Here is a 26,800-nt window from a genome sequence, read left to right as displayed (position 1 = left end):
CCGGCCCCGCCCGTCGGAGGCGGTCGCGGTCACGTGCGGAACGGACCGCGGACCTCGTAGGTGATGCCGCCCGACGGCGACCCGCTCGTGCCGCGCTGGGAGGAGAAGTACATCCGGTCCCCGGCGGGGTTGAACGCCGCGCCGCACAGCTCCGAGGCGCTCTGGCCGCTCACCCGCAGGAACACCGAGACTCCGCCGTCCGGTGTGATCACGCGGATCTCCATGGCGCCGCCGTCCTCGGCGACGTACAGGTCGCCCGAGGAGGAGCCGGTGATGCCGTCCAGCCGGGCCAGCGGCCCCCGGCCCGGGACGGCGACGCCGCCGTCGCAGGCGAGCGCGTAGGTGCCGCCGAGCAGGTCCACCCGCCAGACGCGGCCGTCGCCCTTGGTCGTGAACCAGACGGCGCCGCCCGCGCAGTGGCAGCCCTCGCCGCCGTCGAACGCCTTCATCCCGGGCACCTGCTCGCGGACGGCGCGCGGCGACCCGCCGGGATCGGGCACGGCCTCCCAGGTGAACGGCCCGGACGTCGCGGCGCCCGCCGCGAGGACCTGCAGCGTCCCCGACGACAGGTCGCCCCAGGCGTCCGGGACGAAGCGGTAGAACCCGCCGTCGGGCTCGTCCTCGGTGAGGTAGACGACCTCGCGGACCGGATCCGCCGCCGCGGCCTCGTGGTTGAAGCGCCCCATCGCCGGGCGGCGGACGGCGGGGCCGCCCCAGGGGCTGGTCTCCCAGACGTGTCCGGCGGCGGTCTCCTCGCACGACAGCCAGGTGCTCCAGGGCGTGGCGCCGCCCCCGCAGTTGCGACTGGTGCCCGACAGGATCGTGTACGCCGAGGTGATGTTGCCCCCGGGGCCGAAGCGCAGCGCCGACGCGCCGCCGCCCCCGGCCCCGACCTCGGCGTTGGACACATAGATCCAGCCCGTGCCGTCGGAGAAGCACGCGCCGCCGTCCGGGGCGTCGTGCCAGGTGAAGGCCGTGCCGGTCACGGTCCGCCGGGACCGGGCGACGACCCGGGCGGTGAAGCCCTCGGGCAGCGCGACGCCGCCCGCGTCGGGGGGCCCGAGCGGGCCGTAGGGGGATGCGGGGTCGGTGAGGGCCGCGGAGGTGAGGGCCGCCCCGCGCCACAGGCTTCCGGAGAAGGCGAGCGCGCCGGCGCCGGCCGCCGGCGGGCGGGAGAGTGAACGGTGTTCCATGGGCGAGACCTCTCTGACCGAGGTGGGGCTCGAAGGAGAGACGGCCGCCGATGACGACCACGGAAAAAGCTAGGCAGTCGGGCGGTCATTTCGCGGTAGGGGATCTTAACGGATAATGACCCGTGCACTACTTACCGTTAACCGTAATTGTCCTGTTCAGCGAACGGAACCGCAACAACAGGAGATGGGGGAAGTGGCCGCGGAAATGTCATCGCCCCGCACCCGAAAACGAGGTCCACATTCGTCGCGCGACGCGACCGCACGCCCTTGTCGCCCGTGAATTGGTTCCGCGTTTCCCACGATGGCGCCGCCCCTCGGGAGGGCCCACCGGGCGTCCGCACGGCGGGCGTCCGCTCCCGGCCCGGGTCTTGACGCGGCCGTGCGTACTCCTTACTTTCTCCTCCGAGTTAGGAAACCTTCCTAACTCGGAGGGAGTACCGTGCCCGCACCGGTCCCGGGAACGCCCAGCCTGCTGCGCGCCATCAACGACCGCGCCGCGCTGGAGGCCCTGCTCGCGCGGGGCCCGCTCACCCGGCCGGAGCTGTCGGAGCTGACCGGGATCTCCAAGCCCACCGCGTCCCAGCTGCTGGCGCGGCTGGAGGAGGCGGGGCTCGTCGTCCGGGACGGGACGCGCGCGGGCCTGCCGGGCCGCACCGCCGGGCTGTACCGGCTCAACGCCGCCGCCGCGCACGTCGCCGGGGCCGACGTCACCCCGGCCCGGATCAGCGTGTCGGTCGCCGACCTCGCCGGGACGGTCGTCGGCGCCCACACCCTGGAGACCCCCGGCCGCATCCGGGTGGACGTGGTGGCGCGGATGGGCGAGGCGCTGGACGGCGCCGCCAAGGACGCGGGCCTGACCCGCGCGGACCTCGACCGCGCCGTCATCGGCATCCAGGGCGCCGTCGACCCGGGCACCGGCCGCCTCGGCTACGCCGCGCACATCCCCGGCTGGCACATCCCCGACCTGGTCGGCACGCTGAGCGGCGGCCTCGGCGTGCCGGTCGCGATCGAGAACGACGTGAACCTCGCCGCGCTGGCCGAGCTGGCGGGCGGGCGCGCCGCCGGCGCGGGCGACTTCGTGCTGCTGTGGGTCGCCGACGGCGTCGGCATGGCCGTCGTCCTCAACGGCGCCCTGCACCGCGGCGCGACCGGCGGCGCGGGCGAGATCGGCTACATGCCCGCCGTCGGGGCGCCCCTCATGCGGGACGTGCGCCGCACCCACACCGGCGGCGTGCACAGCCTCACCGGCGGCGTGGCGGTGCTGCGGCTGCTGCGCGAGCACGGGTTCCGGGGCCGCGACGCCGCCGCCGTCCTGCGCCGCGCCGCCGCCACCGTCGGCGCGGCCCCGACCGGCACCCGCACCGCCGCCGACGCGGGCGCCCGCGCCGAACGGGCGCTGACCGAGCTGGCCTCCCGGCTCGGCGTCACGCTCGCCACCGTCGTCGGCGTCCTCGACCCCGCCCTCGTCGTCCTCACCGGCGACGTCCTGCACGCCGGCGGGGAGCCGCTGCGCGCCCGCGTCGAGCAGCACCTGCACAGCCTGACGATCCCGCGCCCGAAGGTGCGGATCAGCTCCGTCCAGGGCAACCCCGTCCTGGCCGGGGCCCTCCAGCAGGCACTCCAGGAGACCCGTGAGGAGGTCTTCTCCACCACCGCCCCCTGACCCCCGCCGCCCCCTAGACCCCGCCCCCCTCGGACGGCGGCACCGGCCGTCCCTCCCCCGAAGGAGAACCGGAGTGCCCACCACCACACCGCGCCGTCTCGCGGCGGCCCTCGCCGCCGCGGCGCTCGGCCTCACGGCCGCCTGCACCGCCGGAGGCGGCGGCGACCAGTCCGGCAGCGGACCGGACGCCGGGGAGAAGCAGACCATCGAGGTCTGGCACGGCTGGAGCGCCGCCCACGAGGTGAAGGCGTTCGAGTCCGCCGCCGCCGGGTTCCACAAGGCCCACCCCAACATCACCGTCAAGCTGGTCAAGGACCAGACCGACGAGCGCATCTCCAACGCCATCCGGGGCGGGAACCCGCCCGACGTCGTGTCCTCCTTCACCACCGACAGCGTCGGGCAGTGGTGCCAGAGCGGCGCCTGGCAGGACCTCAACCCCTACGTCTCCAAGTCGAAGCTGGACCTGAACCAGTTCCCGAAGGTCGTCCAGGAGTACACGCGGTACAAGGGTCGCCGCTGCGCGATGCCGCTGCTCGCCGACACCTACGGCCTCTACTACAACAAGGCGCTGATGAAGGGCGAGCAGCCGCCGAAGACGTTCACCGAGCTGACAGCGCTCGCCAAGAAGCTCACCAAGCGCGACCCGGACGGGACGATCCGCGTCGCCGGGTTCCTGCCGTCCGTCCAGTACTACGAGCACCAGGCGCAGCACCTCGCCAGCCAGTGGGGCGCGAAGTGGCTGACCCCGGCGGGGAAGGCCAACTTCGCGGGAGACCCGGCCTTCCGCGCCTACCTGCAATGGAACAAGAGCCTGATCGACTGGTACGGCTACAACAACGTCAAGAAGTTCCTGCGCTCGATCGGCCAGGAGTTCGAGTCGTCCAACCCCTTCGAGAAGGGGCAGGTCGCGATGGCCGTCGACGGCGAGTGGCGCACCAAGTTCATGCAGGAGGAGGCGCCCAACGTCGACTACGGCACCGCGCCCGCGCCCGTCCCCGACGGCCAGCAGGCGCGCTACGGCGGCGGCTTCGTCATCGGCACGGTCATCGGGATCCCGCGCGGCGCCAAGCACGCCCAGGCCGCCTGGGAGTTCGTCAGGTACCTCACCACCGACACCACCTCGCTGGTCACCTTCGCCAACGCGCTCGGCAACGTCCCCACCACGATCACCTCGCTCGGCTCGCCCCAGCTGGCGCTGCCGCCCCAGTTCCAGACCTTCCTCCAGGTCTTCAAGAACCCGAACTCCTTCACCACACCACCGACGCCCAACGGCAACGACTACGTCGTGAAGTTCCAGCAGTTCGTCCAGGACCAGTGGGAGCCGGGGAAGGTGTCCGACCTCGACCAGGCGCTCAAGGACCTCGACGGGAAGGTCGACGAGTCGCTGAAGCTGGCCGGGGGCTGAGGGTGACCTCCGTCGCGCCGCGCGCCCCCTCCGGCGGCCGCGTCCGGGGCTCGGCGCGCCGCGCCGGGCCCGGCGGCCGCGGGCACGCGGCGCCCCGCGCGCGCCGCCGCCGCAGGCTCCGGGTGCTGGCCTTCCTGTCGCCGTGGCTGATCGGGTTCGGGATGTTCTTCGCCTACCCGCTCGCCGCCACCGTCTACTTCTCCTTCACCCGCTACAACCTGTTCACGCTGGAGTACGTCGGGTTCGACAACTACAAGTTCCTGCTGCGCGACGACGACGCCTGGACGGCGATGCGCAACACCCTGTGGCTCGTCGCGATCGTCGTGCCGCTGCGGGTGGTGTTCGGGCTCGGCGTCGCCCAGCTCCTCACCCGCGTCAAGCGGGGCGGCGCGCTGCTGCGGTCGGTGTTCTACCTGCCCTACCTGATCCCGCCGGTGTCGGCCACGGTCGCGTTCGTGTACGTGCTGAACCCCGGCACCGGCCCGTTCCCGGTGATCGCCGACCGGCTCGGGGTCTCGCTGCCCGACTTCTTCAACGACTCCGCCTGGGCCAAGCCCGGCCTCGGCCTGCTCGGGCTGTGGGCCGTCGGCGACGTCATGATCATCCTGCTCGCGGCGCTGCTGAACGTCCCGGCGTCGCTGTACGAGGCCGCCGCGATCGACGGAGCCGGCGCCTGGGCCCGGTTCCGGCACATCACGCTGCCGACCGTCTCGCCGGTGCTGGCGTTCTCCGCCGTCACCGGCGTCATCCAGACCCTCCAGTACTTCACGCAGGCGCTGGTGGCGGCCAAGGTCGCCTCCGGGCAGGCCGACCTCGCCGGCACCAGCTTCGCGCCCGGCTACCCCGGCGGGTCCACGCTGACGTTCCCGCAGTGGCTCTACGACGAGGGGTTCCGGCAGTTCAACATGGGCTACGCGTGCGTGCTCGCGCTGGTCATGTTCGTCGTGGCGATGGCGTTCACGCTCGTCCTGCTCCGGCAGTTCAACGCCTTCGCCGGAGAGGAGGCCGGATGAGCGCCGCACCGTCCACGGCGGGCGCCTCGCCGCACCGGCGGCGGGCCGCGCGGCTCCGCGCGCCCCGCTCCCGCCGGATGCTGCTGTGGCTCGCCACCCACGCCATCGCCGTCGCGCTCGCGGTGATGTTCCTCGCGCCGCTGGTGTTCATGTTCCTCACCGCCGTGATGAGCGACGAGCAGGCCCTCAGCGACCAGATCTGGCCCCGCGAGTGGCACTTCGAGAACTTCCGGCGCGTGTTCACCGGCGACATGGTCCGCTGGACGCTCAGCAGCACCATGTACGCGGGGCTGTCCACGGCGTTCATGCTGGTCTCCAGCGTCCCGGTCGCCTACGCGCTGGCCCGCTTCCGGTTCCGCGGCCGCAACGCCGCCCTGGTCGTGGTGATCTCGGCGATGATGCTGCCGCCGCAGGTGACGATGGTGCCGCTGTACATCGTGTGGTCCCGCTTCCACCTCACCGGGACGCTCTGGCCGCTGATCATCCCGCAGCTGTTCGGCGACGCGTTCTCGATCTTCCTGCTGCGGCAGTTCCTCATCACGATCCCCCGCGAGTACGCCGACGCCGCGCGCGTCGACGGCTGCGGGGAGCTGCGGACGATGCTGCGGGTCGTGCTGCCGATGGCGCGCCCCGCGCTCGCCGCGGTCGCGCTGTTCCAGTTCTTCTACTGCTGGAACGACTACTACGGGCCGCTCGTGTACGCCAAGCCCGAGCACTGGACGCTCGCCATCGGCGTCGCGACCTTCCGCGCCGCCCACCACGTCGAATGGAACCTCACGATGGCGGCGACGCTGCTGACCATCATGCCCGTGCTGGTGGTGTTCCTGCTCGCCCAGCGCGTGTTCATCCAGGGTGTGACTCTGACGGGAGTGAAGGGTTGAAGCTGACTGTCATCGGGGGTGGTTCCACCTACACCCCCGAACTGGTGGACGGGCTCGCGCGGATGCGCGCGGACCTTCCGGTGTCCGAGCTCGTCCTCGCCGACCCCGACGCCGGGCGGCTGGAGCTGGTCGGCGGCCTCGCCCGGCGCATGCTGGCCCGCGCCGGGCACCCCGCCGCGGTGGTGACCACCGGCGACCTCGACGCGGCCGTGGAGGGCGCGACCGTGGTGCTGCTCCAGCTGCGCGTCGGCGGGCAGGCGGCCCGGCACGTCGACGAGACGCTGCCGCTCGCCTGCGGCTGCGTCGGGCAGGAGACCACCGGCGCGGGCGGGCTCGCCAAGGCGCTGCGGACCGTCCCGGTCGTCCTGGACATCGCCGAGCGCGTCACCGCCCTCGCCCCCGACGCGTGGATCATCGACTTCACCAACCCGGTCGGCATCGTCACCCGCGCCCTGCTGGACGCGGGCCACCGCACCGCCGGGCTGTGCAACGTCGCGATCGGCGTCCAGCGCCGCGCCGCGAAGCTCCTGGACGTCCCGCCCGAGCGGGTGAGCCTCGGCCACGCCGGGCTCAACCACCTCACCTGGGTCCGCTCGATCGACGTGGACGGCGCCGACGTGCTGCCGAAGCTGCTGGAGGAGCACGCCGAGGACCTCGCCGGCGCCGCCAGCATGCCCGCCGCGTTCATCCGCGGGCTCGGCGCCGTCCCGTCCTACTACCTGCGCTACTTCTACCGGCACGACCAGGTCGTGGAGGAGCTGCGCGGCGCCCGCTCCCGCGCCGAGGAGGTCGCCGCCCTCGAACGCGACCTCCTCGACATGTACGCCGACCCCGCCCTGGACACCAAGCCGGCCCGGCTGGAGGAGCGCGGCGGCGCGTTCTACTCCGAGGCCGCCGTGCAGCTCGCCGCGTCCCTGCTCACCGGGCGCGGCGACGCCCAGGTCGTGAACGTCCGCAACGGCGGGACGCTGCCCTTCCTCGACGACCGCGCCGTCATCGAGGTGCCCGCGCGGATCACCGCGACCGGGCCGGAGCCGCTGCCGGTCCCGCCGCTGGAGCCGCTGTTCGCCGGGCTCGTCGCGCACGTGTCGGCCTACGAGGAGCTGGCGCTGGACGCGGCGCTGCGCGGCGGCGTGGACCGCGTCGCCCGCGCGCTGCTCGCCCACCCCCTGGTCGGGCAGGCCGACCTCGCCGACAGGCTCGCCGGCGACCTCGTCGCCGCCAACCGCGAGCACCTGCCGTGGGCGAGGTGACCCCCGGCCGTCCGGGCGGCGTCCTCATCGCCGTGGACGGCGGCAACAGCAAGATCGACGCGGCCGTGGCGGGGCCAGGCGGCGAGCTTCTCGCCACCGCGCGCGGCCCGGGGTTCCGGCCGAAGACCACCGGGTTCGACGTCGCGCTGGAGTCGCTCGCCGGGGTCATCGACGCCGTGGTGGAGCGCGCCGGGGTCGAGCGCGGCGACGTCGCGCACCTCGCCGCGTACATGGCGAACGTGGACCTGCCCGCCGAGGAGGAGCGGCTGGAGAAGCTGCTGCTGGCGCGCGGCCCGGCGCCGAGCGTCCGGGTCGGCAACGACACGCTCGCGCTGCTGCGCAGCGCCGTCACCGAGGGCTGGGGCGTCGCCGTCGTGTGCGGCGCGGGCATCAACTGCGCCGGCATCGCCCCCGACGGCCGCACCGCCCGCTTCCCCTCGCTCGGCCCCCACACCGGCGACTGGGGCGGCGGCGGCGAACTCGGCCGCGCGGCGCTGTGGCACGGCATCCGCGGCGAGGACGGCCGGGGTCCCGAGACCGCGCTCACCGCCGCCGTCGCCGCGCACTACGGCGTCGAGCGCGCCATCGACGTCGGCCTCGGCATGCACGACGGCGACTTCGACCGGGAGAACCTCACCGAGCTGGCGCCGCTGCTGCTGGACACCGCCGAGGCGGGCGACCCGGTCGCCCGCGAGGTCGTGTTCCGGCTCGCCGAGGAGATCGCGCTGCTCGGGTCCGTGATCCTGCGCCGCCTCGGGCTTGAGGACTCCCCCGCCGAGGTCGTCCTCGGCGGGGGGATCCTGCGCGCCCGCCGCCCCCTGCTGATGGACGCGGTCGCCGAGCGCTACGCCGACGCCGCCCCCCGCACCCGCCTCCTCGTCCCCGAGGACCCCCCGCTGCTCGGCGCCGCGCTCCTCGGCCTCGACCAGCTCGACGCCCCGGCCGCCGTCCACCAGACCTTCCGGGCCGCCTTCCGCACCGCTTCCCGGGAGGGCTGACCTCGACCGGCAGGACGTACCGGCCCGCCGCCTTGACGTTGTAAGGTGCGGGCCGGTACTAGGGTCGGAGCGAAGACGGGCAGCGGGAGACCAAGGGAGGCGCCGTGCTGATCGGGTTCGCCGTACCGGTGTCGGGGGCGTGGGCCACCCCGGCCCACCAGGTGGAGATCGCGCGGCGCGCGGAGGAGCTCGGCTACCACTCGCTGTGGACGCTGCAGCGCCTGCTCAACCCCGCCGGCTCCCCCGAGCGCGACTACCGCGCCGTCCCCGACCCGCTGGTGACGCTGGCCTACCTCGCCGGGTTCACCCGGCGGGCGCGGCTCGGCGTGGCCGTGGTCAACCTGCCCTTCTACGCGCCCGCGATGCTCGCCAAGCAGGCCGCCACCCTCGACCACGTCAGCGGCGGGCGGCTCGACCTCGGGCTCGGGCTCGGCTGGATGCCCGAGGAGTTCGCCGCGCTCGGCGCCTCGATGGAGCGGCGCGGCGCCCGCGCGGAGGAGTTCCTCGCGGTGCTCCGGGCGCTGTGGCACGGGTCCGGGGAGTACCACGGGGAGTTCTACGACGTCCCGCCGGTGATCATGGAGCCGCGCCCGCTCCAGCCGGCGGGGCCGCCGGTGCTGCTCGGCGGCGCGTCCGAGCGGGCGCTGCGCCGGGCCGGGCGGCTCGCGGCGGGCTGGGTCAGCTCCAGCCGCGCCGACCCCGCCGCGCTCGGCCGCTCCATCGAGACCGTCCGCGCGGCGGCGCGGGAGGCGGGACGGGACGCCGCGGAGCTGCGGTTCGTTGCGCGGGCGGCCGTCCGGATCCGTCCCGGCGGGGTGGGCGGAGAGGACCGCAGGCCGCTCACCGGGACCCACGAGGAGATCCGCGACGACCTCGCGTCGCTGGAGCGGCAGGGCGTCACCGAGGCGTTCCTCGACCTGAACTTCGACCCCGAGGTCACCGGGCCGGACGCCGACCCGGACGCCGCGACACGGCTCGCGCACGAGGCGCTGGAGGCGTTCGCGCCCGTCTGAACGCTCGCAGGCGCCGCTCACAGGCGCCGCTCACAGGCGGGGGCGGCGGCCCTCCCAGGGGGTGCTCAGCACGACCGTCGTGCGGGTCGCGACGTTCGCCGCCGCGCGGATGAGCTGGAGCAGCTCCTCCAGCTCGTTGGGGGACGCGACGCGGACCTTGAGGATGTAGCTCTCGTCCCCGGCCACCGAGTGGCACGCCTCGATCGCGGTGAGATGGGCGAGCCGCTCGGGCGCGTCGTCGGGCGCGGCGGGGTCGGTCGGCTTGATCGACACGAACGCGGTCAGCGGCAGCCCGACCTGCTCGTGGTCGAGCTGCGCGGTGAACCCCTTGATCACGCCGCGCTTCTCCAGCCGCCGGACGCGCTGGTGCACGGCCGACACCGACAGGCCGGTCTCCTTGGCCAGATCGGTGAAACTCATCCGCCCGTCATCGGCCAGCAGCGCCATGATCTGACGATCGATCTCCTCCACGCCGGAAATCTAGCGTGCCGGGCGCCCTCCCCGGGGGCGGTCGGATCACAGAACGGACCACAGAACGGCGTCCCCGGCGCCGGGCGCCGCCCGAAACGCGGGGCTCAGGGGTGGCGGGGCGTGCCCCGGCCGGGCGCGCGGGCCGTGCGGATCGCGCCGCAGCTCCCCCGCACGACCAGCTCGGTCGGCAGCAGCACCGGCCCTCCCCTGCCCCGCCGGGCCCGGTCGCGCAGCAGCAGCTCGCACGCCCGGTAGCCGATGTCGCGGGCGGGACGCGCGACCGCGGTGAGCGGCGGGTCGCACAGCTCGGCCCACGCGACGTCGTCGACCATCGCGATCGACACGTCCGCGGGGACCCGCAGGTCCAGCTCGCGGGCGACCAGCACGGCGGCCTCGCCGAGCAGGTGCCCGGCGGCCAGGACGGCGGTCACGTCGGCGCGCCGCTGCAGCAGGCCCGCGGCCGCCGCGTAGGCGGCGTCGCCCGCCGGGCGGGCCGCGACGACCAGGTCCTCCTCGACCGGGACGCGCAGCTGCGCGAGCGTGTCGCGGAACGCGCGCTCGCGCACCCCGAGCGGCGTCCCCGGCTCCTCGCGCGGGACGCCGGGCGGCGCGGCGCCGAGGAAAGCGATCGTGCGGTGGCCGAGCCCGACCAGGTACTCCACGAGCGAGCGGACGCCGCCCGCGTCGTCGGCGAGGACCGCGGGGATCTCCGGCAGGCCCGGCAGGACCCGGTCGGCGAACACGACGCTGGAGCACACCCGGGCGGCGGCGCGCCAGTCGGCCTCCCGCCCGGCGGGCACCGCGATGACGCCGTCCACCCGCTGCTCGACGAGCCGGTCGAGGATCTCGGCCTCGCGGGCGGGGTCGCCGTGGGCGGCGTCCACGATGACGTGCTCGCCGAGCGTGCGGGCGCAGGCGAGCACGCCCGCGACCAGCTCCGCGCAGAACGGGTCGGTGACGTCCGGGACGATCAGCCCGATGCCGCCGCTGCGGCGCAGCTTCAGGCCGCGGCCGAGGGCGCTCGGCCGGTAGTCCAGCTCGCGGGCGGCGGCCAGCACCCGCTCGCGGGTCGCCGCGCTCACCGAGCCCGTGCCGGAGAACACCCGCGACACCGTGGCGATCCCGACGCCGGCCGCGGCCGCCACGTCCTTGATCGTCGCCGATCGCGGCTGCGTCACCACCCCGCCCCCTCCCGTCCCGGCCTTCCGATCATCTTCTCATGACCCGGCCTCCCCTGGAAACGATTCCATGTTGTTTACTCCGGAGACTGACATAAATTCCCTGTTGGACAGGGTGGATAGAAAACGTTTCCATCGGGAGGATCTGATGGCCAAGATCGTGCTGGACCGGGTCGACAAGGTGTACGCGGGCGGCGTCAAGGCCGTGGACGGCCTGGACCTGGAGATCCGCGACGGCGAGTTCATGGTCCTGGTGGGTCCGTCCGGCTGCGGCAAGTCGACCGCGCTGCGGATGATCGCCGGGCTGGAGGAGATCAGCGGCGGCAAGGTCTCGATCGGCGACCAGGTCGTCAACGACCTCGCGCCGAAGGACCGCGACATCGCGATGGTGTTCCAGAACTACGCGCTGTACCCGCACATGACCGTCGAGCAGAACCTCGCGTTCGGGCTGAAGCTGCGCGGCACCCCCAAGGCCGAGATCCGCAAGAAGGTCCACGAGGCCGCCAAGATGCTCGGCCTGGAGCAGTACCTCGGCCGCAAGCCCGCCGCGCTGTCGGGCGGCCAGCGCCAGCGCGTGGCGATGGGGCGCGCGATCGTCCGCGAGCCGCGCGCGTTCCTGATGGACGAGCCGCTGTCCAACCTCGACGCCAAGCTGCGCGTGTCCATGCGCGCGTCGCTGAGCCAGCTCCACGAGCGGCTCGGCGTCACCACCGTCTACGTCACCCACGACCAGGTCGAGGCGATGACGCTGGGCTCGCGGGTGTGCGTGCTGCGCGAGGGCAAGCTGCAGCAGGTCGACACCCCGCAGCGGCTGTTCGACAACCCGGTCAACCTGTTCGTGGCGGGCTTCATCGGCTCCCCGGCGATGAACTTCGTCTCCGCCGAGCTGACCGGCGGCGCCGGCGGCGGCGCGCGGATCTCCTTCGCCGGGTTCTCGCTGCCGGTGCCCGACTCGGTGCTCGCCGCCAAGCCGGGCCTGCAGAGCTACGTGGGCCGCACGGTGATCCTCGGCATCCGCCCGTCGGACTTCGAGGACGCCGCGCACGCCGACTCCGCGTGGGCGCCGCTGACCGTCAAGAGCAGCGTCACCGAGGAGCTGGGCAGCGAGATCAACGTGATCTTCGCGATCGACGCGCCGCCGGTCGAGCACAAGGACACCGCCGACCTGGCCGAGGACGCCGCCGAGGGCGAGACCGAGGCGATCCCGCTGATCGACAACCGGGCGCTGTGGACGGCGCGCGTCAACTCGCGCTCGCACGTCCGCCCCGGCCAGCAGGTCGACCTGGCCGTGGACACCACGCGGCTGCACTTCTTCGACCCGGCCAGCGGCCTGGCGATCGGGCACCCGGACGCGGCGGGCACGTCGGGCGCCGCGTCCCCGGCCGACACCGTCACCGACACGCTCCGCAAGTAGCCGCCGCCGCGCAGCCATCGTCAAGGACCACCGCCGAGGAGCCACCGCCAGGTAACACCGCCCTCCGCACGGCGACGCCCACGGCCCGCACGGACCGTGGGCGTCGCCCTGCCGGGCGGAGGGTCAGCCGGTGATCACCAGGCCGTGGTCGGTGGTGTTCATCGGCTCGTGGCCGTCCTCGGTGCACACCACGATGTCCTCGATGCGCGCGCCGTGCGGGCCCGGGTAGATGCCCGGCTCGACCGAGAACGCCATGCCGGGCTCCAGCGGCTCCCGGTTGCCCGCGACGATGTAGGGGTCCTCGTGGGTCTCCAGGCCGATGCCGTGGCCGGTGCGGTGGAAGAAGTGCTCCCCGTACCCGGCCGCCGCGATGATGTCGCGGCCCGCCGCGTCCACCGCCTCGGGCGTGACCCCGGGGCGGACCGCCGCGCACGACGCCCGCTGCGCCTCCTCCAGCACCCGGTAGTACTCCAGGTACGCGGCCGGGGGCTCGCCGACGCAGTAGTTGCGGGTGGAGTCCGAGCAGTAGCCGCTCGGCATCGTCCCGCCGATGTCGACCACGACGGGCTCGCCGGGGCCGATGACGCGATCGCCCGGCTCGGCGTGCGGGTTGGCGCCGTTCGGGCCGGACCCGACGATGACGAAGTCCACGGTGGCGTGGCCCTCGGCGATGATCGCGTCGGCGATGTCGCGGGCGACCTCGTGCTCGGTCCGCCCCGCCTTGAGGAGGCCGGGGACGCGGCGGTGGACGCGGTCGATCGCCGCGCCCGCCTCCCGCAGCGCCGCCACCTCGGCGGCGCTCTTGCGGATCCGCAGCGTCCGCAGCACCTCGCCCGCCGCGACCTGCTCGGCGCCCGGCAGCGCCGCGCGGAACCGCAGCGCCATCACCGCCCACATCCGGTCGGCCACGCCCACCCTCGCGAGGTCGCGGGGCAGCCGCGCGGCGGCGAGCGCGAACGGGTCGTCGGTCTCGTCCCACGGGACGAGCTCGACGTCCAGGCGCCCGGCGGGCGACTCCCGCGCGGCGGGCAGCTCCAGCCTCGGCACCATCATGAACGGCTCCCCGGCGGCGGGCACCACCAGGCAGGTCAGCCGCTCCAGCGGCAGCGCGTCGTACCCGGTGACATAGCGCAGGTCCGGGCCGGGCGTCAGCAGCACCGCGCCGAGGCCCGCCCGCGCCGTGGCCTCCCGCACCCGTCCGACGCGCTCGCGCGGATACAACTCCGTCGTCACATCCGTCTCCATGCCGGTCGCGACGGCACCGCGCGGCGCCGACCGCGCCGCGTGCCGCCGCTCCCTCCTCCCTGTGACCTGGCCTTATGTCGTCTCACCTGTGCTCGGAGGCGGGACGCCCGCCCCGGGCACACCACCAGGATCCCAAGGACCCCGGCCTCCCGGCGCCCCGGCCCGCCCCCGCCGGCGACACCCGCGCCCCCGCGCGCCCGGGTCGGCCCGGGACCGTCGTACCGGCGTGCGACGATGGGGCGCATGAGCGGGTTGATGCTGCTGGACACGCCGTCGCTGTACTTCCGCGCCTTCTTCGGGGTGCCCGAGTCGGTCACCGCCCCCGACGGGACGCCGGTGAACGCGGTGCGCGGCCTCGTCGACATGATCGCGCGGCTCGTCCAGGACCGCTCCCCCGACCGGCTCGTGTGCTGCATGGACGCCGACTGGCGGCCCGAGTTCCGGGTCGCGGCGCTGCCGTCCTACAAGGCGCACCGGGTCGCCGACGACGGCGGCGACCAGACGCCCGACGCGCTGGAGGCGCAGCTCCCGGTGATCGACGCCGTCCTCGCCGCGTTCGGGCTCGCCAGCGCGGGCGTCGCCGGGTACGAGGCGGACGACGTCATCGGCACCCTCGCGGTGCGCGGCGCCGCCGAGGGCCCGGTCGACATCGTCACCGGCGACCGCGACCTGTTCCAGCTCGTCGACGACGCCGGGCCCGTCGCCGTCCTGTACACCGCGCGCGGCATCAGGAACCTCCAGATCATGGGCGAGAAGGAGGTCGCGGAGAAGTACCGCATCCCGGGCCGCGCCTACGGCGACTACGCGACGCTGCGCGGCGACCCCAGCGACGGGCTGCCCGGCGTGCCGGGCGTCGGCGACAAGACCGCGGCGGCGCTGGTCACCCGGTTCGGGTCGGTCGCGGGGATCCTCGCCGCGCTGGACGCGGGCACCGACGAGGGCTTCCCGGCGGGCGCGCGCCGCCGGATGGAGGCCGCCCGCGGGTACCTGGCCTCCGCCGAGACGGTGGTCCGCGTCGTCACCGACATCGACGCGCCCGAGCTGACCGGCCTGCACGACCGGCTCCCCACCGAGCCCCGCGACCCCGAGGCGCTGGTCGAGCTGGCCGACCGCTGGAACCTGTCGGGCCCCGTCAACCGCCTCCTCAACGCCCTCGCCCGCTGACCGCCCGCCGGACCGCCCGCTGACCGCCCGCTGACCCGCCCGCCGGACCGCCCGCGCCGGCCGTCCCGCCGACCGTCATCCGCCGGAGCGCCGTGACCTGGGGGCTTGACCGGCGCGAGACCCACTGTGTCAGGTGACGCAGACGGTATGGGCCCACGGGTGCAGCCTGGGGAATCAGTGAGGGGGTTTCCTGAGGGACATGCGATGCCGGCACCGCCGCTGGACAGGGCAGGACACGCGCCCCGTCCGCGGCGGCCGCATGAGCGGACCGGTATCCGCGGCACCGGGCCTCAGCGCCCCACTCCTCCCACCAGCCGCGGGTACCGGTTCACCTGGCGGCGCGTCCCTGCCCCGACCCGCGGGCCCGCGGGCCCGGGAAGCGGACCCCTCGTGAGCGAACGGACCGGCCCCGACCTCACCCTCGCGCGCGGCGAGGGCTTCTGGGACGACCTCGACACCCCCCAGCGCGCGGCGCTGCGGCAGGTGGCGCGGCCGCGCAACTACCAGCCGCGCATGCCGCTGTGCTACCAGGGCGACGAGTCCGACCACATCATCCTCATCGAGAGCGGCTGGGCGAAGGTCATCTCCTCCACCGCCGACGGGCACGAGGTGGTGCTGGCCGTGCGCGGCCCCGGCGACCTCGTGTGCGAGAGCGCGGTGCTCGGCGGCCGGGAGCGGTCGGCGACCGTGACGGCGCTCAGCCCGATCCGCGCGCTGGTGGTGCCCGCCGCGCGCTTCACCGCCTTCCTCGACGCCCATCCCGCCGTGTGGCTGCTGGTCAGCGGCACGTTCGTGCGCCGCCTGGACGACGCGGACCGGCGCCTGCAGGCGCACGTGTCGGCGCGCGGCGCCCGGCGGCTGGCGCTGCTGCTCACCCAGCTCGCGGAGCTGTCGGCGCGGCACTGCCCGCCCTCCCCCGACGGCCGCGTCGACATCGCCCCGCCGCTGTCGCAGGAGGAGCTCGGCAGCTGGATGGACGCCTCCCGCGAGACCGTCGCGCGCGCCCTGAACAGCCTGCGGCGGCGCGGCCTGGTCAGCACGGGCTGGCGGAAGATCACCGTGGTGGACCTGCCCGGCCTGCGGGCGTTCGCGAACGGCCAGGACTGACCGCGGCCCCGCCCTTTACATTGTAGATTCGCAATGGTGACGAGCGGTGCGGGTCGTCGTGCACCATGGAGGGGTGACGGAGGTTCTGGACGGGCAGGCCGGGGCGGCGGCCCCCGCCGTGCGGCCGCTGGCGGAGCTGGTGGCGGGCGGCGGCGTCCTGGTGCTGAGCGGGGCTGGGCTGTCCACCGAGTCGGGCATCCCCGACTACCGGGGCGAGACCGGGCAGCGGCAGCGCGCCCGCTCCACCGAGCAGCCGATGACCTACCAGCGGTTCACCGGCAGCGCCGCCGCGCGCCGCCGGTACTGGGCGCGCAGCCATCTCGGCTGGCGGCACATCGCGGGCGCGCGCCCGAACGGCGGGCACCTCGCGGTCGCCGAGCTGCAGGCGCGGGGGCTGGTCGGCGCGGTCATCACGCAGAACGTGGACGGGCTGCACCAGGCCGCCGGGGCGCGGGACGTGGTGGAGCTGCACGGCGCCCTGTCCCGGGTGGTGTGCCTGGCCTGCGGCGGGCGCACGCCGCGCGGCCACCTGGAGCGGCGCCTCCGCGAGGCCAACCCCGGCTGGGCCGGGCGGGCGGAGGCGGTGAACCCCGACGGCGACGTCGCCCTCGACGACGCCGCCGTGGACGCCTTCCGGACCGTGGGCTGCGACCGGTGCGGCGGCCCGCTGAAGCCCGACGTGGTGTTCTTCGGGGAGAACGTCCCGCCCGCCCGCGTCGCGGAGTGCTACGCGCTGACCGAGGCGGCCCGCGCGCTGCTGGTGCTCGGGTCGTCGCTGACGGTGATGTCGGGGCTCCGGTTCGTCCGGCACGCGGCGCGGCTCGGCGTCCCGGTCGCGATCGTGAACCGGGGCGCCACGCGGGGTGACGCGCACGCGGCCCTCACGCTGGACGCGCCGCTCGGCACGGCGCTGGCCGCCCTGCTCGCCGAACTGGGGCCCGCCGTGGCGCCCGGAACCGTCCCCTCCGCCTGATCCCCGTCCGCCCGGCCGTCCGCCGAGGCGACCGTCGGCGCGCCGCCACCGGAACGATCACGTCGGCCGCCGGGGCGGTGTGCGCCCGAGTCCGCAGATCCGGGGCGTCGGGCTGGGATAGGGTGTCGCCCTGTTCGATGGGGTTCGCAGGGCGGGGGCGTCACTTGTCAGGTATGCGGCCACCGGGGGATCTCACCCCGTGTCTGCTCGGGGCCTCGGTGTGGGACGACGACCGGGTACGGGACGCGGGGATCCCGATCTACGACATGCCGCTGGTGTCGGTGGGCGGCGGGCTCGGCTCGTTCACGCTGCTGGACGTGCTGCGGATCCAGGGCGCCGCCACCGCGTCCATGCGGGTGGTGTCCAGCCGGGACGCGCCCTGGCAGTCGTGGGAGTACCTCACGCGCGTGTCGCAGCTCCCGGCGGGCGAGCGGATCCGCTCCGACGCGGGCGCGCGACCCGACAACATCTGGGGCTTCCCCTCCTACGCCGTCCACGAGGCGTGGCGGGACCGTTCCCCCCGCCTGCTGTGGCAGGTGCTGACCGAGCCGATCCTCAGCGACTTCTTCAGCCCGCGCGCGCAGACGGTGTTCGACACCGTCCGGCGGGAGGCCGACCGGATCTCCTACTGGGAGATGCTCGTCAAGGGCCAGGTCCGGATGGTGCGGCGCCGCGCGGGCGGCGGGTACTTCACCGTCCTGAACCCGCCGCCGGGGACGGCGCCGACCAGGCGGGTCGCGATCCGGTCGAAGTACGTGCACCTGGCCGTCGGCTACCCCGGGCTGAAGTTCCTGCAGGACCTCCAGGAGTTCCGCGAGACCCACAACGACTACCACCGCGTCGTGAACGCCTACGAGCCGCACGAGCACGTGTACGAGACGCTCAAGTCGCGTCCGGGCGTGGTGGTCGTGCGGGGCGCGGGGATCGTCGCCTCGCGCGTCCTGCAGCGGCTGATGGACGACCGGGAGCGCCACGGCCTCCAGACCCGGATCGTGCACGTGTTCCGCACGTATGTGACCGGCGCGCACGGTCCGCACCCGTGGATGCGGCGCAAGGGCGGCGACGGCTGGGCCTACCAGGCGTTCACACTGCCCAAGTCGGCGTTCGGCGGGCAGTTGAAGGCGCAGTTCCGCAAGGCGTCGCCGGAGCGGCGCGCGGCGCTGTCCAAGGCCGTCGGCGGGACCACGACGCCGAAGCTGCGCCGCTGGCAGGAGCAGATGCGGCTGGGCCGGAGCGGCGGCTGGTACGTGCCGGTCCAGGCCGTCGTCGACCGGGTCGAGCCGTCGCCGGACGGGCGGCTGGTCAGCCACGTGCGCGGCGACGACGGCGGCCGGGCGCGGCACGTGTCGGACTTCATCGTCGACTGCACCGGGCTGGAGGCCGACATGCCCGAGCACCGGGTGCTGGCCGACCTGCTCCAGCACGGCGGGGCGCGGCGCAACGGCGCGGGCCGGCTCGCGGTCGCGCCGAGCTTCGCGGTGCTCGGCGCCGAGAGCGGCGACGGCGTGCTCTACGCCTCGGGCGCCGCGGCGGCGGGCAACCACTTCCCCGCCGTGGACAGCTTCCTCGGCATGCAGACCGCCGCGCTGGACATCGCCGCCGACCTCGCCCGGCGCGGGTTCTGCCGGCGGCTCGGCCCGGCGCGGTCGGTCCGCCAGTGGACGCGCTGGGCCACCGGCCGCCCCGTCTGACCCCTCTCCCCCGCCACCCCCCGCCTCCCTCCTCACATCTCGGTTCCCCCAGGAGCGTCCCACCGTGATCCCGACCCTCGCCGGTCGCCTCCAGACCCGGGTGTTCGTGCTGGCGACCGTCGGCGCGGTACTGACCGCGCTGATCGTGCCGGTGCTGCCCGGCACCGCGGGCCCGCTCGCGCAGACCTACCGGACCGCCTACCTGATCCTGCTCGCGGTCGCCGTGGTCGGGCTCGGCTGGGAGCTGCTCTACCACCTGGTGATGCAGTTCCGCTGGGACAAGGACTGGCCGACGCTGTTCGGACTCGTCACGATGGTCCCGGAAGGGTTGGTGATGTGGTTCCTGCTGGACGGCGGGCTGGTGCCGGGCGTGCGGGGGCATGTCGCGGCCTCCACCTTCGCGACGATGTTCGTCGTGGTGTGGCTCGGGCAGTGGCTGTTCCTCAACGGTCCGATGCGGGTGCTGTCGGTGACGTGGCGGCTGCGGGGCGGGCGGCTGCTGTGAGGGGCGGCGTGCACGGGTTCGCGCGGCCGCTGCCGGGCGACGGGCTCGTCGCCCAGGAGGGCTCCCTCTCGCTGGTGTGCGCCGCGCCGGACGCGGTGACCGCGCCACTGGTCGACGCGCTCCTCACGGCGCTGGAGGAGGTCGCGGAGGCGGACGGGGACGGGACCGCGCTGGTGGGCCGGGTCGCCGGGCTCCTCGCGGCGCGGCGCGGCCTGCGCCCGCACGCGTGCGCGGTCGCCGGGCCGTCCGGGGAGTCGGGGCTCGCGGTGCTGGTCAGCGGGGACGCCGGCGCCCGGGTGATGCTGGCGGGCGGCGCGGAGGTCCGGCTCGGCGGCGCCCCGGGCGGCACGGAGGAGCGGACCGTCCAGGGACCCGTCGCGAGCCTCGAACTGGCCCTCGGCACCGCCGGGCGGGCCGAGCCGCGCCTGCGGCTGACCTCGGGCGTCGTGCGGGGCGGCGGGCTGCGCCGGTCATTGCGGCGGCCCGCGCGAGCATCCGTCCGGCCGGTTCGGCCCGCCGCCGGGTCGGCCGCGCAGGCGGCGGTGCGGGCCGCCGGGAAGCCCTCCGTCCAGGAGCTCGCGCGGCCCGCGCCGAAGGTCGCGCCGCCGCCCACGGCGATCGAGCCGGCGCCCGAGCCGGTCAGCCTGATCCGCAAGCACCCGAGGCGCGCGACCGGCCCGCGGGTGCTCGGGGTGAACTGCAAGAACGAGCACTTCAACGACCCCCGCGCGCACTACTGCGCGGTGTGCGGGATCTCGATGCTGCAACTCACGCTCTCGCCGTTCCACGGGCCCCGGCCGCCGCTCGGGGTGCTGCTGCTGGACGACGGCCACGCGATCCCGCTCGACCACGACCAGCTCGTCGGGCGCGTCGCCGAGAAGGCGCCGGAGGTGGCCGCGGGGAAGGCGCGCCCGCTGCGGCTGACCGACGAGGAGGCGTCGGTGTCGCGGCGGCACGCGCTCGTCCGGCTGGACGAGTGGCAGGTGAGCGTGGTCGACCTCGGCTCCGCGAACGGCACGGCGGTGCGGGACCCGGGCACGGAGGAGTTCCGCAGGCTGCCGCCGGAGACCGCGGTCGAGCTGCGGCCGGGCGCGACGGTCCGGATCGGGCTGTCGCGCACCTTCCGATTCGAATCCAACCGCAAGGTGTGATCCGCTTCTGCGGGATCATGGCCCGCGCGGGACGCCCGTCCGCACGGCGGCGCTCCCGCTGACTCCCCCCGGTCGGCTCCGCCGGCTCCCCCTGGAAAGGACCTCGATGCGATCACGGCCCGTGGGCGGCATCGCCTTCGCCCATCCACCGGCCTTCTGGGCCGGTTTCCTCGCGTGCGTCGCGGGGGTGGTGCTGCACCTGCCGATGTACCTGGACTCGTCCGACATGCACTACCACATGGCGGACATGCCGATGGACACCCCGATGAAGGCCGGGATGGCGCTGATCGTGGCGGGGCTCGCCGCGACCGCCTACGGGCTGATCCCCCGGGGGCTCCGGGCGCCCCGGGGCGCGGAGGTGCGGGTGCGCGCGGCGCGGGACGCCCCGTTCCGTCCGGCGCACATCGGGCTGGTGCTGGTGATGACGACGGCGGTGACGATCGACGCGATGAAGCCGATCTCGCTGTCGTTCGTCGCGCCGGGGATGGGCAAGGAGTACGGGCTGAAGTCGGCGCTGAACCCGGGCGGGCACTGGCCGGTGGCGCTGCTGCCGCTGTTCGGGCTGACGGGAACGGTCCTCGGCTCGTTCCTGTGGGGCTGGCTCGGCGACCACATCGGGCGCCGCTCGTCGATCCTGCTGGCCGGGGTGATGTTCGTGGCGACGGCGGTGTGCGGGACGATGCCGTCGTTCTGGTGGAATCTCGTGATGTGCCTGCTGATGGGGCTGGCGGCGGGCGGGATGCTGCCGATCACGTTCTCGCTGCTGGCGGAGATGGTCCCGGGGCGGCACCGCGGCTGGGTGATGGTGCTGATCGGCGGGAACCTGGCCCTCGCCTACGTGATCACCAGCTCGCTGTCGTCGGCGCTCGTCCCGCACTACTCGTGGCGGATCCTGTGGCTGGTGGGGCTGCCCACGGGCGTCGCGCTGATCCTGCTCAACCGGTGGATCCCCGAGTCGCCGCGCTTCCTGCTCGCGCACGGCCGCGAGGCCGAGGCCCGCGAGATCATGGCCCGCTACGGCGTGGTCGAGGCGTCGGAGGAGGAGGCCGCCGCGGACGTGGCGCGCGACGAGCGGGAGGAGGCCGCGCGCGGCGCCGGGTACCTGCCGCTGTTCCGGCGGCCGTTCGGCGGGCTGAGCCTCGCGGTGGTGATCCTCGGGCTCGGGATCGGGCTGGTGACCTACGGGTTCCAGCTGTGGATCCCCTCCAACCTGCAGAAGCTCGGGCTGGCGCAGAAGAGCGCCGACGAGGCGCTGCGGGACTCCTCGCTGCTCGGGCTGCCGCTGGTGTTCGTCGCCGCCGCGATGTACGGGCTGTGGAGCGCCAAGAAGACGATCATCGTGCTGACGGCGCTGGTCGCGGCGGCGCTGGTGGCGTTCTCGTTCGCGGGCGAGGACCTGGCGCACGACCGCGTGTGGCTGTACGTCCTGCTGGCGGGCCCGATCGTCGGGACGGCGACGATCGGCGCGGTGCTGGCGGCCTACAGCTCGGAGATCTACCCGACGCGGATCCGGTCGCGTGGGTCGGGCCTGTCGGCGGGCGTCGGCAAGCTCGGCGGCGTGGTCGTGACGGTCGTGCTGGTCGCGGGCTCGACGGTGCCCTCGATCGGGCAGACGGCGCTGCTCGGCGCGATCCCGCTGCTGGCCGCCGTGGTCGTGGTGATGTTCTTCGGCGTCGAGACGCGGCGGGCGGCGGGCCCGGCCGGTCCGCCGGGAGCCGCGTCCGCCGACACCTGACGCACGGCCGGTCCCGGGCTAGCCCGCCCTCTCGCGGACGAGGGCGGGCAGGCCAGGGCGCTGCGCGAGGAACGCCGCGGCGAGCGCGGACCAGGCGAACGTAGCGGCCCGGACGCCGGCCCTGGAACGCCTGTTGAACGCGCCCGTCGCGAGCCGTCCGAGGACCAGGCCGGGCACGGCGCCCGCGGCCAGCCCGTAGGCGAGCCCGGCGAGCATCGTCGCGCGACCTGGTTCGGGGCCGTCGTCCCCGCGATCCGCCGGGCCAGCGGCTCGGGGATGAACAGGACGCCGCAGGAACCGGGCGCGGGCGGCACGTCCTGGCGGCTCGCGGCGGGCCACAGGTACTCGGGCGAGGACACGGTGCCGCGCACGCCCAGGCTCCGCCAGGAACCGCCGTGCCAGACCGCGATCCGCGAGCCGGGCGCCAGGTGCGCGTGGTCGGCGACGGTCCAGGTAGGCGCCCTTCAGGACCTTCACCCCGTTCACCTCGGGCTGCGCGGCGGCGGGGAGCCCGGCGACGCGTCCGACGAGCGGGGACCCGTCGGGCATGCGCATCGGGACGTCGGCGACGGTGCGCGCGCCGGGGGCCTGGAGACCGCCGCGGGCAGCCCCTCCGGCTCCCGCTCCGGCGCGTGCATCACCGCAGCGCCTCGACCGACCCGAAGTAGTGCGCGAGCGCGTTGTCGGCCCGCGCCCGCTTTGCCACGACCCGGGAGGTCACCGCGGCCCAGCCGCCCTCGGCCAGCACCTCGTCGTCGGCCATCCCGCCGCTTGGTCACTCGCTTGGCGACTGCCCGATAGCGGTACCGACGGTGCGAGGAGCGGCGGGGCAGGGCCCTTGACGGGGGCGGGCGGCGCGTCCGACGATTCGGTGATCAACGGCCGTGGGCGGCGGGACGAGCGGAGGGGACGCCGGTGGGGAAGACACGATCGAGCGGGACGGGGCCCGGCGACATCGCGCCGGACGGGTCGGCGGTGGAGTTCTACGCCGCGCAGCCCCGCAACGAGGAGGCCGCCGCGCTGGTGCACGGCGCGCTGCCGCCGGGCGCGTCGATCCTGGAGCTGGGCGCGGGCGCGGGGCGGGTCACCGCGCCGCTGGTGGCGCTCGGGCACCCGGTCACGGCGGTGGACGACTCGGCGGAGATGCTCGCCCGGGTGACGGGCGCGCGGACGGTGTGCTCGCCGATCGAGGACCTGGACCTGCCGGACCGGTTCGGCTGCGTGCTGATGATGTCCTACCTGGTCAACTACGGTGACCGGACGGCGCTGCTGGACGCCTGCCGCCGGCACGCCGCCCCGGACGGGCTGGTGATCGTGCAGCGCGAGACCGTCGACTGGGAGGAGGCCCCCCGCGCGTGGTCGCACGACGGGATCGACTTCCGGCTGTCCGAGCTGGAGCGGCTGGACCCGGAGCGGTGCGCGGCGACGATCGAGTACCGGATGGGCGAGCGCCGCTGGACGCACTCCTTCGTCTCGCGGAGGCTGGGCGAGGAGGAGCTTCCGGAGGTGCTGGCGGCGTCAGGGCTGCGCCTGGACCGGTTCCTGGACGAGGAGCACGGCTGGGTGGCCGCACGCCCCGCCTGACCGTCTCACGTGGCCGGCCCGGGGCGCGATGCCCCGGGCCGGTCAGGTGATGCGGGTCAGGCGTCGCGGCGCTTCAGCAGGGTCGCCGCGAGGGCGAGCAGCAGCACCGTCCACACGGCGAAGACGCCGTAGCCCTGCCAGGGCGTCAGCAGGTCGTCCTTGCCCTGGTGGGCCTGGGCGATGAGGTGCCCGGCCTCGGAGGGCAGGTAGGCGTGGACGTGGTCGCCGAGGCTGCCGGGCAGCAGCGCGGCCAGCGGCGAGAGCACGAGCACGAACCCGATCACGCCGGTGATGCCGCCGGCGGGGTGCCGCACGATCGCGCCGATCGCCATCGCGAACAGGCCGAGCATCGCCAGGTACAGGCCGCCGCCGACGACCGCGCGCAGCACGCCGGGGTCGCCGAGCGACACCGGCACCTTGTCGTTCATCAGCGCGGCGCCGATGAAGAACGACGCGAACGACACCACGACGCCGAGGACGAGCATCAGCAGCCCGAACACGGCGGCCTTCGCCCACAGCATCGGCAGCCGGCGCGGCACGGCCAGCAGGCTCGCGCGGATCATGCCGGTGGAGTACTCCGAGGCGATCACCAGGACGCCGAGGACGCACACGGTCAGCTGGCTGAGGAAGAACCCGCTGCCGAGGATCATGCTGGTGGGGTCGGCGGCGATCGTCGCGCGGTCGCCCGCGTCGGTCTTGTCCCACTGCCCGACGGTGAGCCCGACGAACAGGGCGGTGAAGCCGAGGTCGAGGACGACCAGCAGGATCAGCGACCACAGCGTCGAGCGGACCGTGCGGATCTTCGTCCACTCGGCGATCATGAGCCGGCCGACGCGCTTGCCGAGCGGCACCGGCGCCGTCCCGGGCGGCGCGGACGCGGCGTGGCCGGAGGTGGCGGCGGTCATCGGGTCTTCCCTTCCTGTGCGGGAACGGCACCCGGGATCGCCGCGGCACCGTCGAGGCCGGCCGCGGCGGCCGCGCCCCCGGCGGTGTCGCCGTACTCGACGCTCTCGCGGGTGAGTTCCATGAACGCCGCCTCCAGCGACCCGCGGCGCGGGGTGAGCTCGTGCAGCACCAGGCCCTCGGCGGCGGCGAGTTCGCCGACGCGCGGCGCCTCCATGTGGGTGACGGTGAGCGGGGCGCCCGGCTCGGCGCCGGGCACGACCGTGGCGCCCTCGGCGGTGAGCAGGCCGGTGAGCCGCTCGGCCTCGGGGGTGCGGACGAGGACCATCTTCTCGGTGCTGCGCTCGATGAACTCCTCGGTGGAGCAGTCGGCGATCAGCTTGCCCCGGCCGATGACGATGAGGTGGTCGGCGGTGACCGCCATCTCGTTCATCAGGTGGCTGGAGACGAACACCGTGCGCCCCTCGGCGGCGAGCCGCTGCATGAGGGTGCGGATCCAGACGATGCCCTCGGGGTCGAGGCCGTTGACCGGCTCGTCCAGGATGAGGATGGACGGGTCGCCCAGCAGCGCGGCGGCGATGCCGAGCCGCTGCCCCATGCCCAGCGAGAAGCCGCCGGCGCGCTTGCGGGCGACGCCGGTGAGGCCGACGAGCTCGATGACCTCGTCGAGCCGCTTGCGGCCGACGCCCTGGGTCTGGGCGAGGCAGCGCAGGTGGTTGTAGGCGCTGCGGCCGGTGTGGACCGCGCGGGCCTCCAGCAGCGCGCCGACGACCCGCAGCGGCTCGTGCAGGTCGCGGTAGTGGCGGCCGTGGATGCGCGCGTCGCCGCGGTGCGGCCGGTCGAGACCGAGCAGCAGCCGCATCGTGGTCGACTTCCCGGCGCCGTTCGGGCCGAGGAAGCCGGTCACCCTGCCGGGGTGCACGGTGAAAGAGAGGTCATCCACGGCGAGCCTGTCGCCGTAGCGTTTGGTGAGGTTCTCCGCCTCGATCATGCGTTTACGTCCTGGGGGGTCGATGACGGGTTCGGTGACCGGGATCACACTAACGTGCTGATCGTCGGCGACGGATCCTCCTGGAAGCCGATCCGTCTCCGACCACGGTAGGGGAATCCCGGAGGTGTAGGACAATCCGGTCTCCTACTTCGTGGGGAGCAGGGACGGGTCGTCTGGAGGCCCGATGACGGGCGGGGCGGCGGCGGGAATGCTGGGGTGGCGACCGAAAGGGAGGCCCATGACAGCCGAGCCCCAGCCCGCGACGGACCCCGCCGCGGGGCCCGCCGAAGAGCCCGCGCCGAACCCCGGACCCCGGCGGGGGCGTCCGAGGCTCCGCCGGTGGGCGCGGCGGGCCGCGGTGGCGTTCCTCGCGCTGCTGGTGCTGGCGACCTGCTTCTCCTTCGGCTACAACGCGGCGACGGCGGGCCGCGCCCGCGAACCGGACGGGCTGGAGTTCGTCCAGGCCGCCGGGATCCGCACCCGCTACCGGCACTGGGGGACGCAGGGGCCGCCGGTGGTGCTGGTGCACGGAGCCGCCGAGTCGTCCGACACCTGGGAGGCGGTGGCGGCGCGGCTCGCGGCGCGGCACCGGGTGTTCGCGCTCGACCTGACCGGCTGGGGCTACAGCGAGCGCCGCGCCCCCTACGACGCCGCGCACCAGGGGGAGCAGCTCCTGGGGTTCCTGGACGCGCTGCGCCTGGACGGCGCGCTGGTCGTCGGGCACTCCAGCGGCGCGGGCGTGGCCGCCGAGGCGGTGCTGCGCGCCCCGTCCCGGATGGGCGGGCTGGTGTTCCTGGACGGCGACGCCCTGGACACCGGGGCGGGGTCGGGCGCCGACGGGCTGCGGTTCGTGCTGCGCGACCCGTTCCGGACGACGCTGCTGCGGCTGGCGGTCCGCTCCGACTGGGTGATCAGGAAGATCTACGGGTCGCAGTGCGGGCCGGCCTGCCCCCGGCTGGACGGCGCGGGCGTGGACCGGTGGCGGCGCCCGTTCCAGGTCGAGGGCGCCGAGGAGGCGCTGTGGCGGATGCGGGGCGTGGTCGGGCTGCCCGCGTCCCGGGTCGCGGACCTCGCGCGGGTCCCGCTCCGCAAGGCGGTGGTGTTCGGCGCCGGCGACGACGTGTTCTCCGCCGCCACCCCCCGCGAGACGGCCGCCCGGATCGGCGCCCCGCCCCCGACGGTCATCCCGGGGGCGCGGCACCTGGCGCTGGTGTCGCACCCGCGCGAGGTCGCGGACGCGATCGAGGCCGCGGCCCCGGGGCGCTGATT

25 protein-coding genes are annotated in these 26,800 nt (G+C 74.8%); 17 read left to right on the top strand and 8 right to left on the bottom strand.

Features of this window, described 5'->3' with window-relative positions; genetic code table 11:
• Nucleotides 1-29: 29 nt before the first annotated feature.
• On the bottom strand, nt 30-1,193 hold the full coding sequence (locus KLI87_RS27500) for an alkaline phosphatase PhoX (RefSeq protein ID WP_214619265.1): 1,164 nt from the start codon (nt 1,191-1,193) through the stop codon (nt 30-32).
• A 439-nt stretch (nt 1,194-1,632) separates the two neighbouring features.
• On the opposite strand from KLI87_RS27500, the gene KLI87_RS27495 reads away from it, so the two are divergent.
• The 7 genes from KLI87_RS27495 (at nt 1,633) to KLI87_RS27465 (ending at nt 9,419) form a co-directional block, all read left to right on the top strand.
• On the top strand, nt 1,633-2,856 hold the full coding sequence (locus tag KLI87_RS27495; RefSeq protein WP_214619264.1) for an ROK family transcriptional regulator: 1,224 nt from the start codon (nt 1,633-1,635) through the stop codon (nt 2,854-2,856).
• A gap of 73 nt (nt 2,857-2,929) precedes the next feature.
• A complete protein-coding gene (locus KLI87_RS27490; RefSeq protein WP_214619263.1) occupies nt 2,930-4,261 on the top strand; it encodes an ABC transporter substrate-binding protein in 1,332 nt (443 codons plus the stop codon).
• Nucleotides 4,262-4,263: 2 nt separating this feature from the next.
• Complete coding sequence (locus KLI87_RS27485; protein ID WP_308166221.1) at nt 4,264-5,274, top strand: sugar ABC transporter permease; 1,011 nt, start codon at nt 4,264-4,266, stop codon at nt 5,272-5,274.
• Nucleotides 5,271-6,155: a carbohydrate ABC transporter permease gene (locus KLI87_RS27480; protein WP_214619262.1), complete on the top strand. Its 885-nt coding sequence runs from the start codon at nt 5,271-5,273 to the stop codon at nt 6,153-6,155. Before KLI87_RS27485 ends, KLI87_RS27480 begins: the two co-directional genes overlap by 4 nt.
• Complete coding sequence (locus KLI87_RS27475) at nt 6,152-7,408, top strand: 6-phospho-beta-glucosidase (RefSeq protein ID WP_156216753.1); 1,257 nt, start codon at nt 6,152-6,154, stop codon at nt 7,406-7,408. The genes KLI87_RS27480 and KLI87_RS27475 overlap by 4 nt, the downstream gene beginning before the upstream one ends.
• Nucleotides 7,396-8,406, top strand: coding sequence for a BadF/BadG/BcrA/BcrD ATPase family protein (locus tag KLI87_RS27470; RefSeq protein ID WP_308166220.1), 1,011 nt, complete (start codon nt 7,396-7,398; stop codon nt 8,404-8,406). Before KLI87_RS27475 ends, KLI87_RS27470 begins: the two co-directional genes overlap by 13 nt.
• Before the next feature lie 104 nt (nt 8,407-8,510).
• Nucleotides 8,511-9,419: a TIGR03619 family F420-dependent LLM class oxidoreductase gene (locus KLI87_RS27465; protein ID WP_214619261.1), complete on the top strand. Its 909-nt coding sequence runs from the start codon at nt 8,511-8,513 to the stop codon at nt 9,417-9,419.
• A 30-nt stretch (nt 9,420-9,449) separates the two neighbouring features.
• Here the strand turns inward: KLI87_RS27465 and KLI87_RS41650 are convergent, their stop codons facing one another.
• Together KLI87_RS41650 and KLI87_RS27455 are read right to left on the bottom strand one after the other, a co-directional pair.
• Nucleotides 9,450-9,890: an Lrp/AsnC family transcriptional regulator gene (locus KLI87_RS41650; protein ID WP_214619260.1), complete on the bottom strand. Its 441-nt coding sequence runs from the start codon at nt 9,888-9,890 to the stop codon at nt 9,450-9,452.
• 104 nt (nt 9,891-9,994) lie between these two features.
• Nucleotides 9,995-11,068, bottom strand: a complete 1,074-nt coding sequence (locus KLI87_RS27455; RefSeq protein WP_214619259.1) for a LacI family DNA-binding transcriptional regulator — start codon at nt 11,066-11,068, stop codon at nt 9,995-9,997.
• Between the two features lie 148 nt (nt 11,069-11,216).
• Between KLI87_RS27455 and KLI87_RS27450 the strand changes: the two genes are divergently transcribed.
• Complete coding sequence (locus KLI87_RS27450; protein WP_156216755.1) at nt 11,217-12,482, top strand: ABC transporter ATP-binding protein; 1,266 nt, start codon at nt 11,217-11,219, stop codon at nt 12,480-12,482.
• Between the two features lie 123 nt (nt 12,483-12,605).
• On the opposite strand, the gene KLI87_RS27445 is transcribed toward KLI87_RS27450, so the two are convergent.
• On the bottom strand, nt 12,606-13,715 hold the full coding sequence (locus KLI87_RS27445; protein WP_308166218.1) for a Xaa-Pro peptidase family protein: 1,110 nt from the start codon (nt 13,713-13,715) through the stop codon (nt 12,606-12,608).
• A gap of 255 nt (nt 13,716-13,970) precedes the next feature.
• On the opposite strand from KLI87_RS27445, the gene KLI87_RS27440 reads away from it, so the two are divergent.
• From KLI87_RS27440 to KLI87_RS27410, 7 genes are all read left to right on the top strand, one after another.
• On the top strand, nt 13,971-14,891 hold the full coding sequence (locus KLI87_RS27440; RefSeq protein ID WP_214619258.1) for a 5'-3' exonuclease: 921 nt from the start codon (nt 13,971-13,973) through the stop codon (nt 14,889-14,891).
• Between the two features lie 390 nt (nt 14,892-15,281).
• Complete coding sequence (locus KLI87_RS27435) at nt 15,282-15,998, top strand: Crp/Fnr family transcriptional regulator (RefSeq protein ID WP_308166217.1); 717 nt, start codon at nt 15,282-15,284, stop codon at nt 15,996-15,998.
• Between the two features lie 73 nt (nt 15,999-16,071).
• Nucleotides 16,072-16,971, top strand: coding sequence for an NAD-dependent protein deacetylase (locus KLI87_RS27430; RefSeq protein WP_308166216.1), 900 nt, complete (start codon nt 16,072-16,074; stop codon nt 16,969-16,971).
• A gap of 173 nt (nt 16,972-17,144) precedes the next feature.
• Nucleotides 17,145-18,662 carry a hypothetical protein gene (locus tag KLI87_RS27425; protein ID WP_214619256.1) on the top strand — a complete coding sequence of 506 codons (1,518 nt, stop codon included), beginning with the start codon at nt 17,145-17,147 and terminating at the stop codon, nt 18,660-18,662.
• A 64-nt stretch (nt 18,663-18,726) separates the two neighbouring features.
• Nucleotides 18,727-19,167, top strand: a complete 441-nt coding sequence (locus KLI87_RS27420; RefSeq protein ID WP_214619255.1) for a hypothetical protein — start codon at nt 18,727-18,729, stop codon at nt 19,165-19,167.
• Between the two features lie 8 nt (nt 19,168-19,175).
• Nucleotides 19,176-20,318: an FHA domain-containing protein gene (locus tag KLI87_RS27415; protein WP_308166215.1), complete on the top strand. Its 1,143-nt coding sequence runs from the start codon at nt 19,176-19,178 to the stop codon at nt 20,316-20,318.
• Between the two features lie 106 nt (nt 20,319-20,424).
• On the top strand, nt 20,425-22,053 hold the full coding sequence (locus KLI87_RS27410; protein ID WP_214619253.1) for an MFS transporter: 1,629 nt from the start codon (nt 20,425-20,427) through the stop codon (nt 22,051-22,053).
• Nucleotides 22,054-22,071: 18 nt separating this feature from the next.
• On the opposite strand, the gene KLI87_RS27405 is transcribed toward KLI87_RS27410, so the two are convergent.
• Both KLI87_RS27405 and KLI87_RS41140 read right to left on the bottom strand, forming a co-directional pair.
• Nucleotides 22,072-22,269, bottom strand: a complete 198-nt coding sequence (locus tag KLI87_RS27405; protein WP_214619252.1) for a hypothetical protein — start codon at nt 22,267-22,269, stop codon at nt 22,072-22,074.
• A gap of 421 nt (nt 22,270-22,690) precedes the next feature.
• Nucleotides 22,691-22,816, bottom strand: coding sequence for a hypothetical protein (locus KLI87_RS41140; RefSeq protein WP_284734203.1), 126 nt, complete (start codon nt 22,814-22,816; stop codon nt 22,691-22,693).
• A 152-nt stretch (nt 22,817-22,968) separates the two neighbouring features.
• Here KLI87_RS41140 and KLI87_RS27400 point away from each other — a divergent pair, with 152 nt between their 5' ends.
• On the top strand, nt 22,969-23,637 hold the full coding sequence (locus KLI87_RS27400; protein WP_308166214.1) for a class I SAM-dependent methyltransferase: 669 nt from the start codon (nt 22,969-22,971) through the stop codon (nt 23,635-23,637).
• Nucleotides 23,638-23,693: 56 nt separating this feature from the next.
• Here KLI87_RS27400 and KLI87_RS27395 read toward each other — a convergent pair whose 3' ends face one another.
• Both KLI87_RS27395 and KLI87_RS27390 read right to left on the bottom strand, forming a co-directional pair.
• Entirely contained in the window at nt 23,694-24,542 is an 849-nt protein-coding gene (locus KLI87_RS27395) for an ABC transporter permease (RefSeq protein ID WP_156216770.1), read from the bottom strand.
• Entirely contained in the window at nt 24,539-25,531 is a 993-nt protein-coding gene (locus tag KLI87_RS27390; protein ID WP_214619251.1) for an ABC transporter ATP-binding protein, read from the bottom strand. Before KLI87_RS27390 ends, KLI87_RS27395 begins: the two co-directional genes overlap by 4 nt.
• Nucleotides 25,532-25,769: 238 nt before the next feature.
• Here KLI87_RS27390 and KLI87_RS27385 point away from each other — a divergent pair, with 238 nt between their 5' ends.
• Nucleotides 25,770-26,798: an alpha/beta fold hydrolase gene (locus KLI87_RS27385; protein ID WP_214619250.1), complete on the top strand. Its 1,029-nt coding sequence runs from the start codon at nt 25,770-25,772 to the stop codon at nt 26,796-26,798.
• Nucleotides 26,799-26,800 lie beyond the last annotated feature (2 nt).

The organism is Actinomadura sp. NEAU-AAG7 (genome assembly GCF_018603865.1).
Lineage (GTDB): Bacteria > Actinomycetota > Actinomycetes > Streptosporangiales > Streptosporangiaceae > Spirillospora > Spirillospora litoris.
This window is presented reverse-complemented; position numbering and strand designations above follow the sequence as displayed.

Bases quoted from the DNA above. Each gene is read 5' to 3' on its own strand.
- KLI87_RS27500 (WP_214619265.1), bottom strand. From the start codon at position 1,193: ATGGAACACCGTTCACTCTCCCGCCCGCCGGCGGCCGGCGCCGGCGCG.
- KLI87_RS27480 (WP_214619262.1), top strand. From the start codon at position 5,271: ATGAGCGCCGCACCGTCCACGGCGGGCGCCTCGCCGCACCGGCGGCGG.
- KLI87_RS27450 (WP_156216755.1), top strand. From the start codon at position 11,217: ATGGCCAAGATCGTGCTGGACCGGGTCGACAAGGTGTACGCGGGCGGC.
- KLI87_RS27440 (WP_214619258.1), top strand. From the start codon at position 13,971: ATGAGCGGGTTGATGCTGCTGGACACGCCGTCGCTGTACTTCCGCGCC.
- KLI87_RS27425 (WP_214619256.1), top strand. From the start codon at position 17,145: ATGCGGCCACCGGGGGATCTCACCCCGTGTCTGCTCGGGGCCTCGGTG.
- KLI87_RS27410 (WP_214619253.1), top strand. From the start codon at position 20,425: ATGCGATCACGGCCCGTGGGCGGCATCGCCTTCGCCCATCCACCGGCC.
- KLI87_RS27405 (WP_214619252.1), bottom strand. From the start codon at position 22,269: ATGCTCGCCGGGCTCGCCTACGGGCTGGCCGCGGGCGCCGTGCCCGGC.
- KLI87_RS41140 (WP_284734203.1), bottom strand. From the start codon at position 22,816: ATGGCCGACGACGAGGTGCTGGCCGAGGGCGGCTGGGCCGCGGTGACC.
- KLI87_RS27395 (WP_156216770.1), bottom strand. From the start codon at position 24,542: ATGACCGCCGCCACCTCCGGCCACGCCGCGTCCGCGCCGCCCGGGACG.
- KLI87_RS27390 (WP_214619251.1), bottom strand. From the start codon at position 25,531: ATGATCGAGGCGGAGAACCTCACCAAACGCTACGGCGACAGGCTCGCC.
- KLI87_RS27385 (WP_214619250.1), top strand. From the start codon at position 25,770: ATGACAGCCGAGCCCCAGCCCGCGACGGACCCCGCCGCGGGGCCCGCC.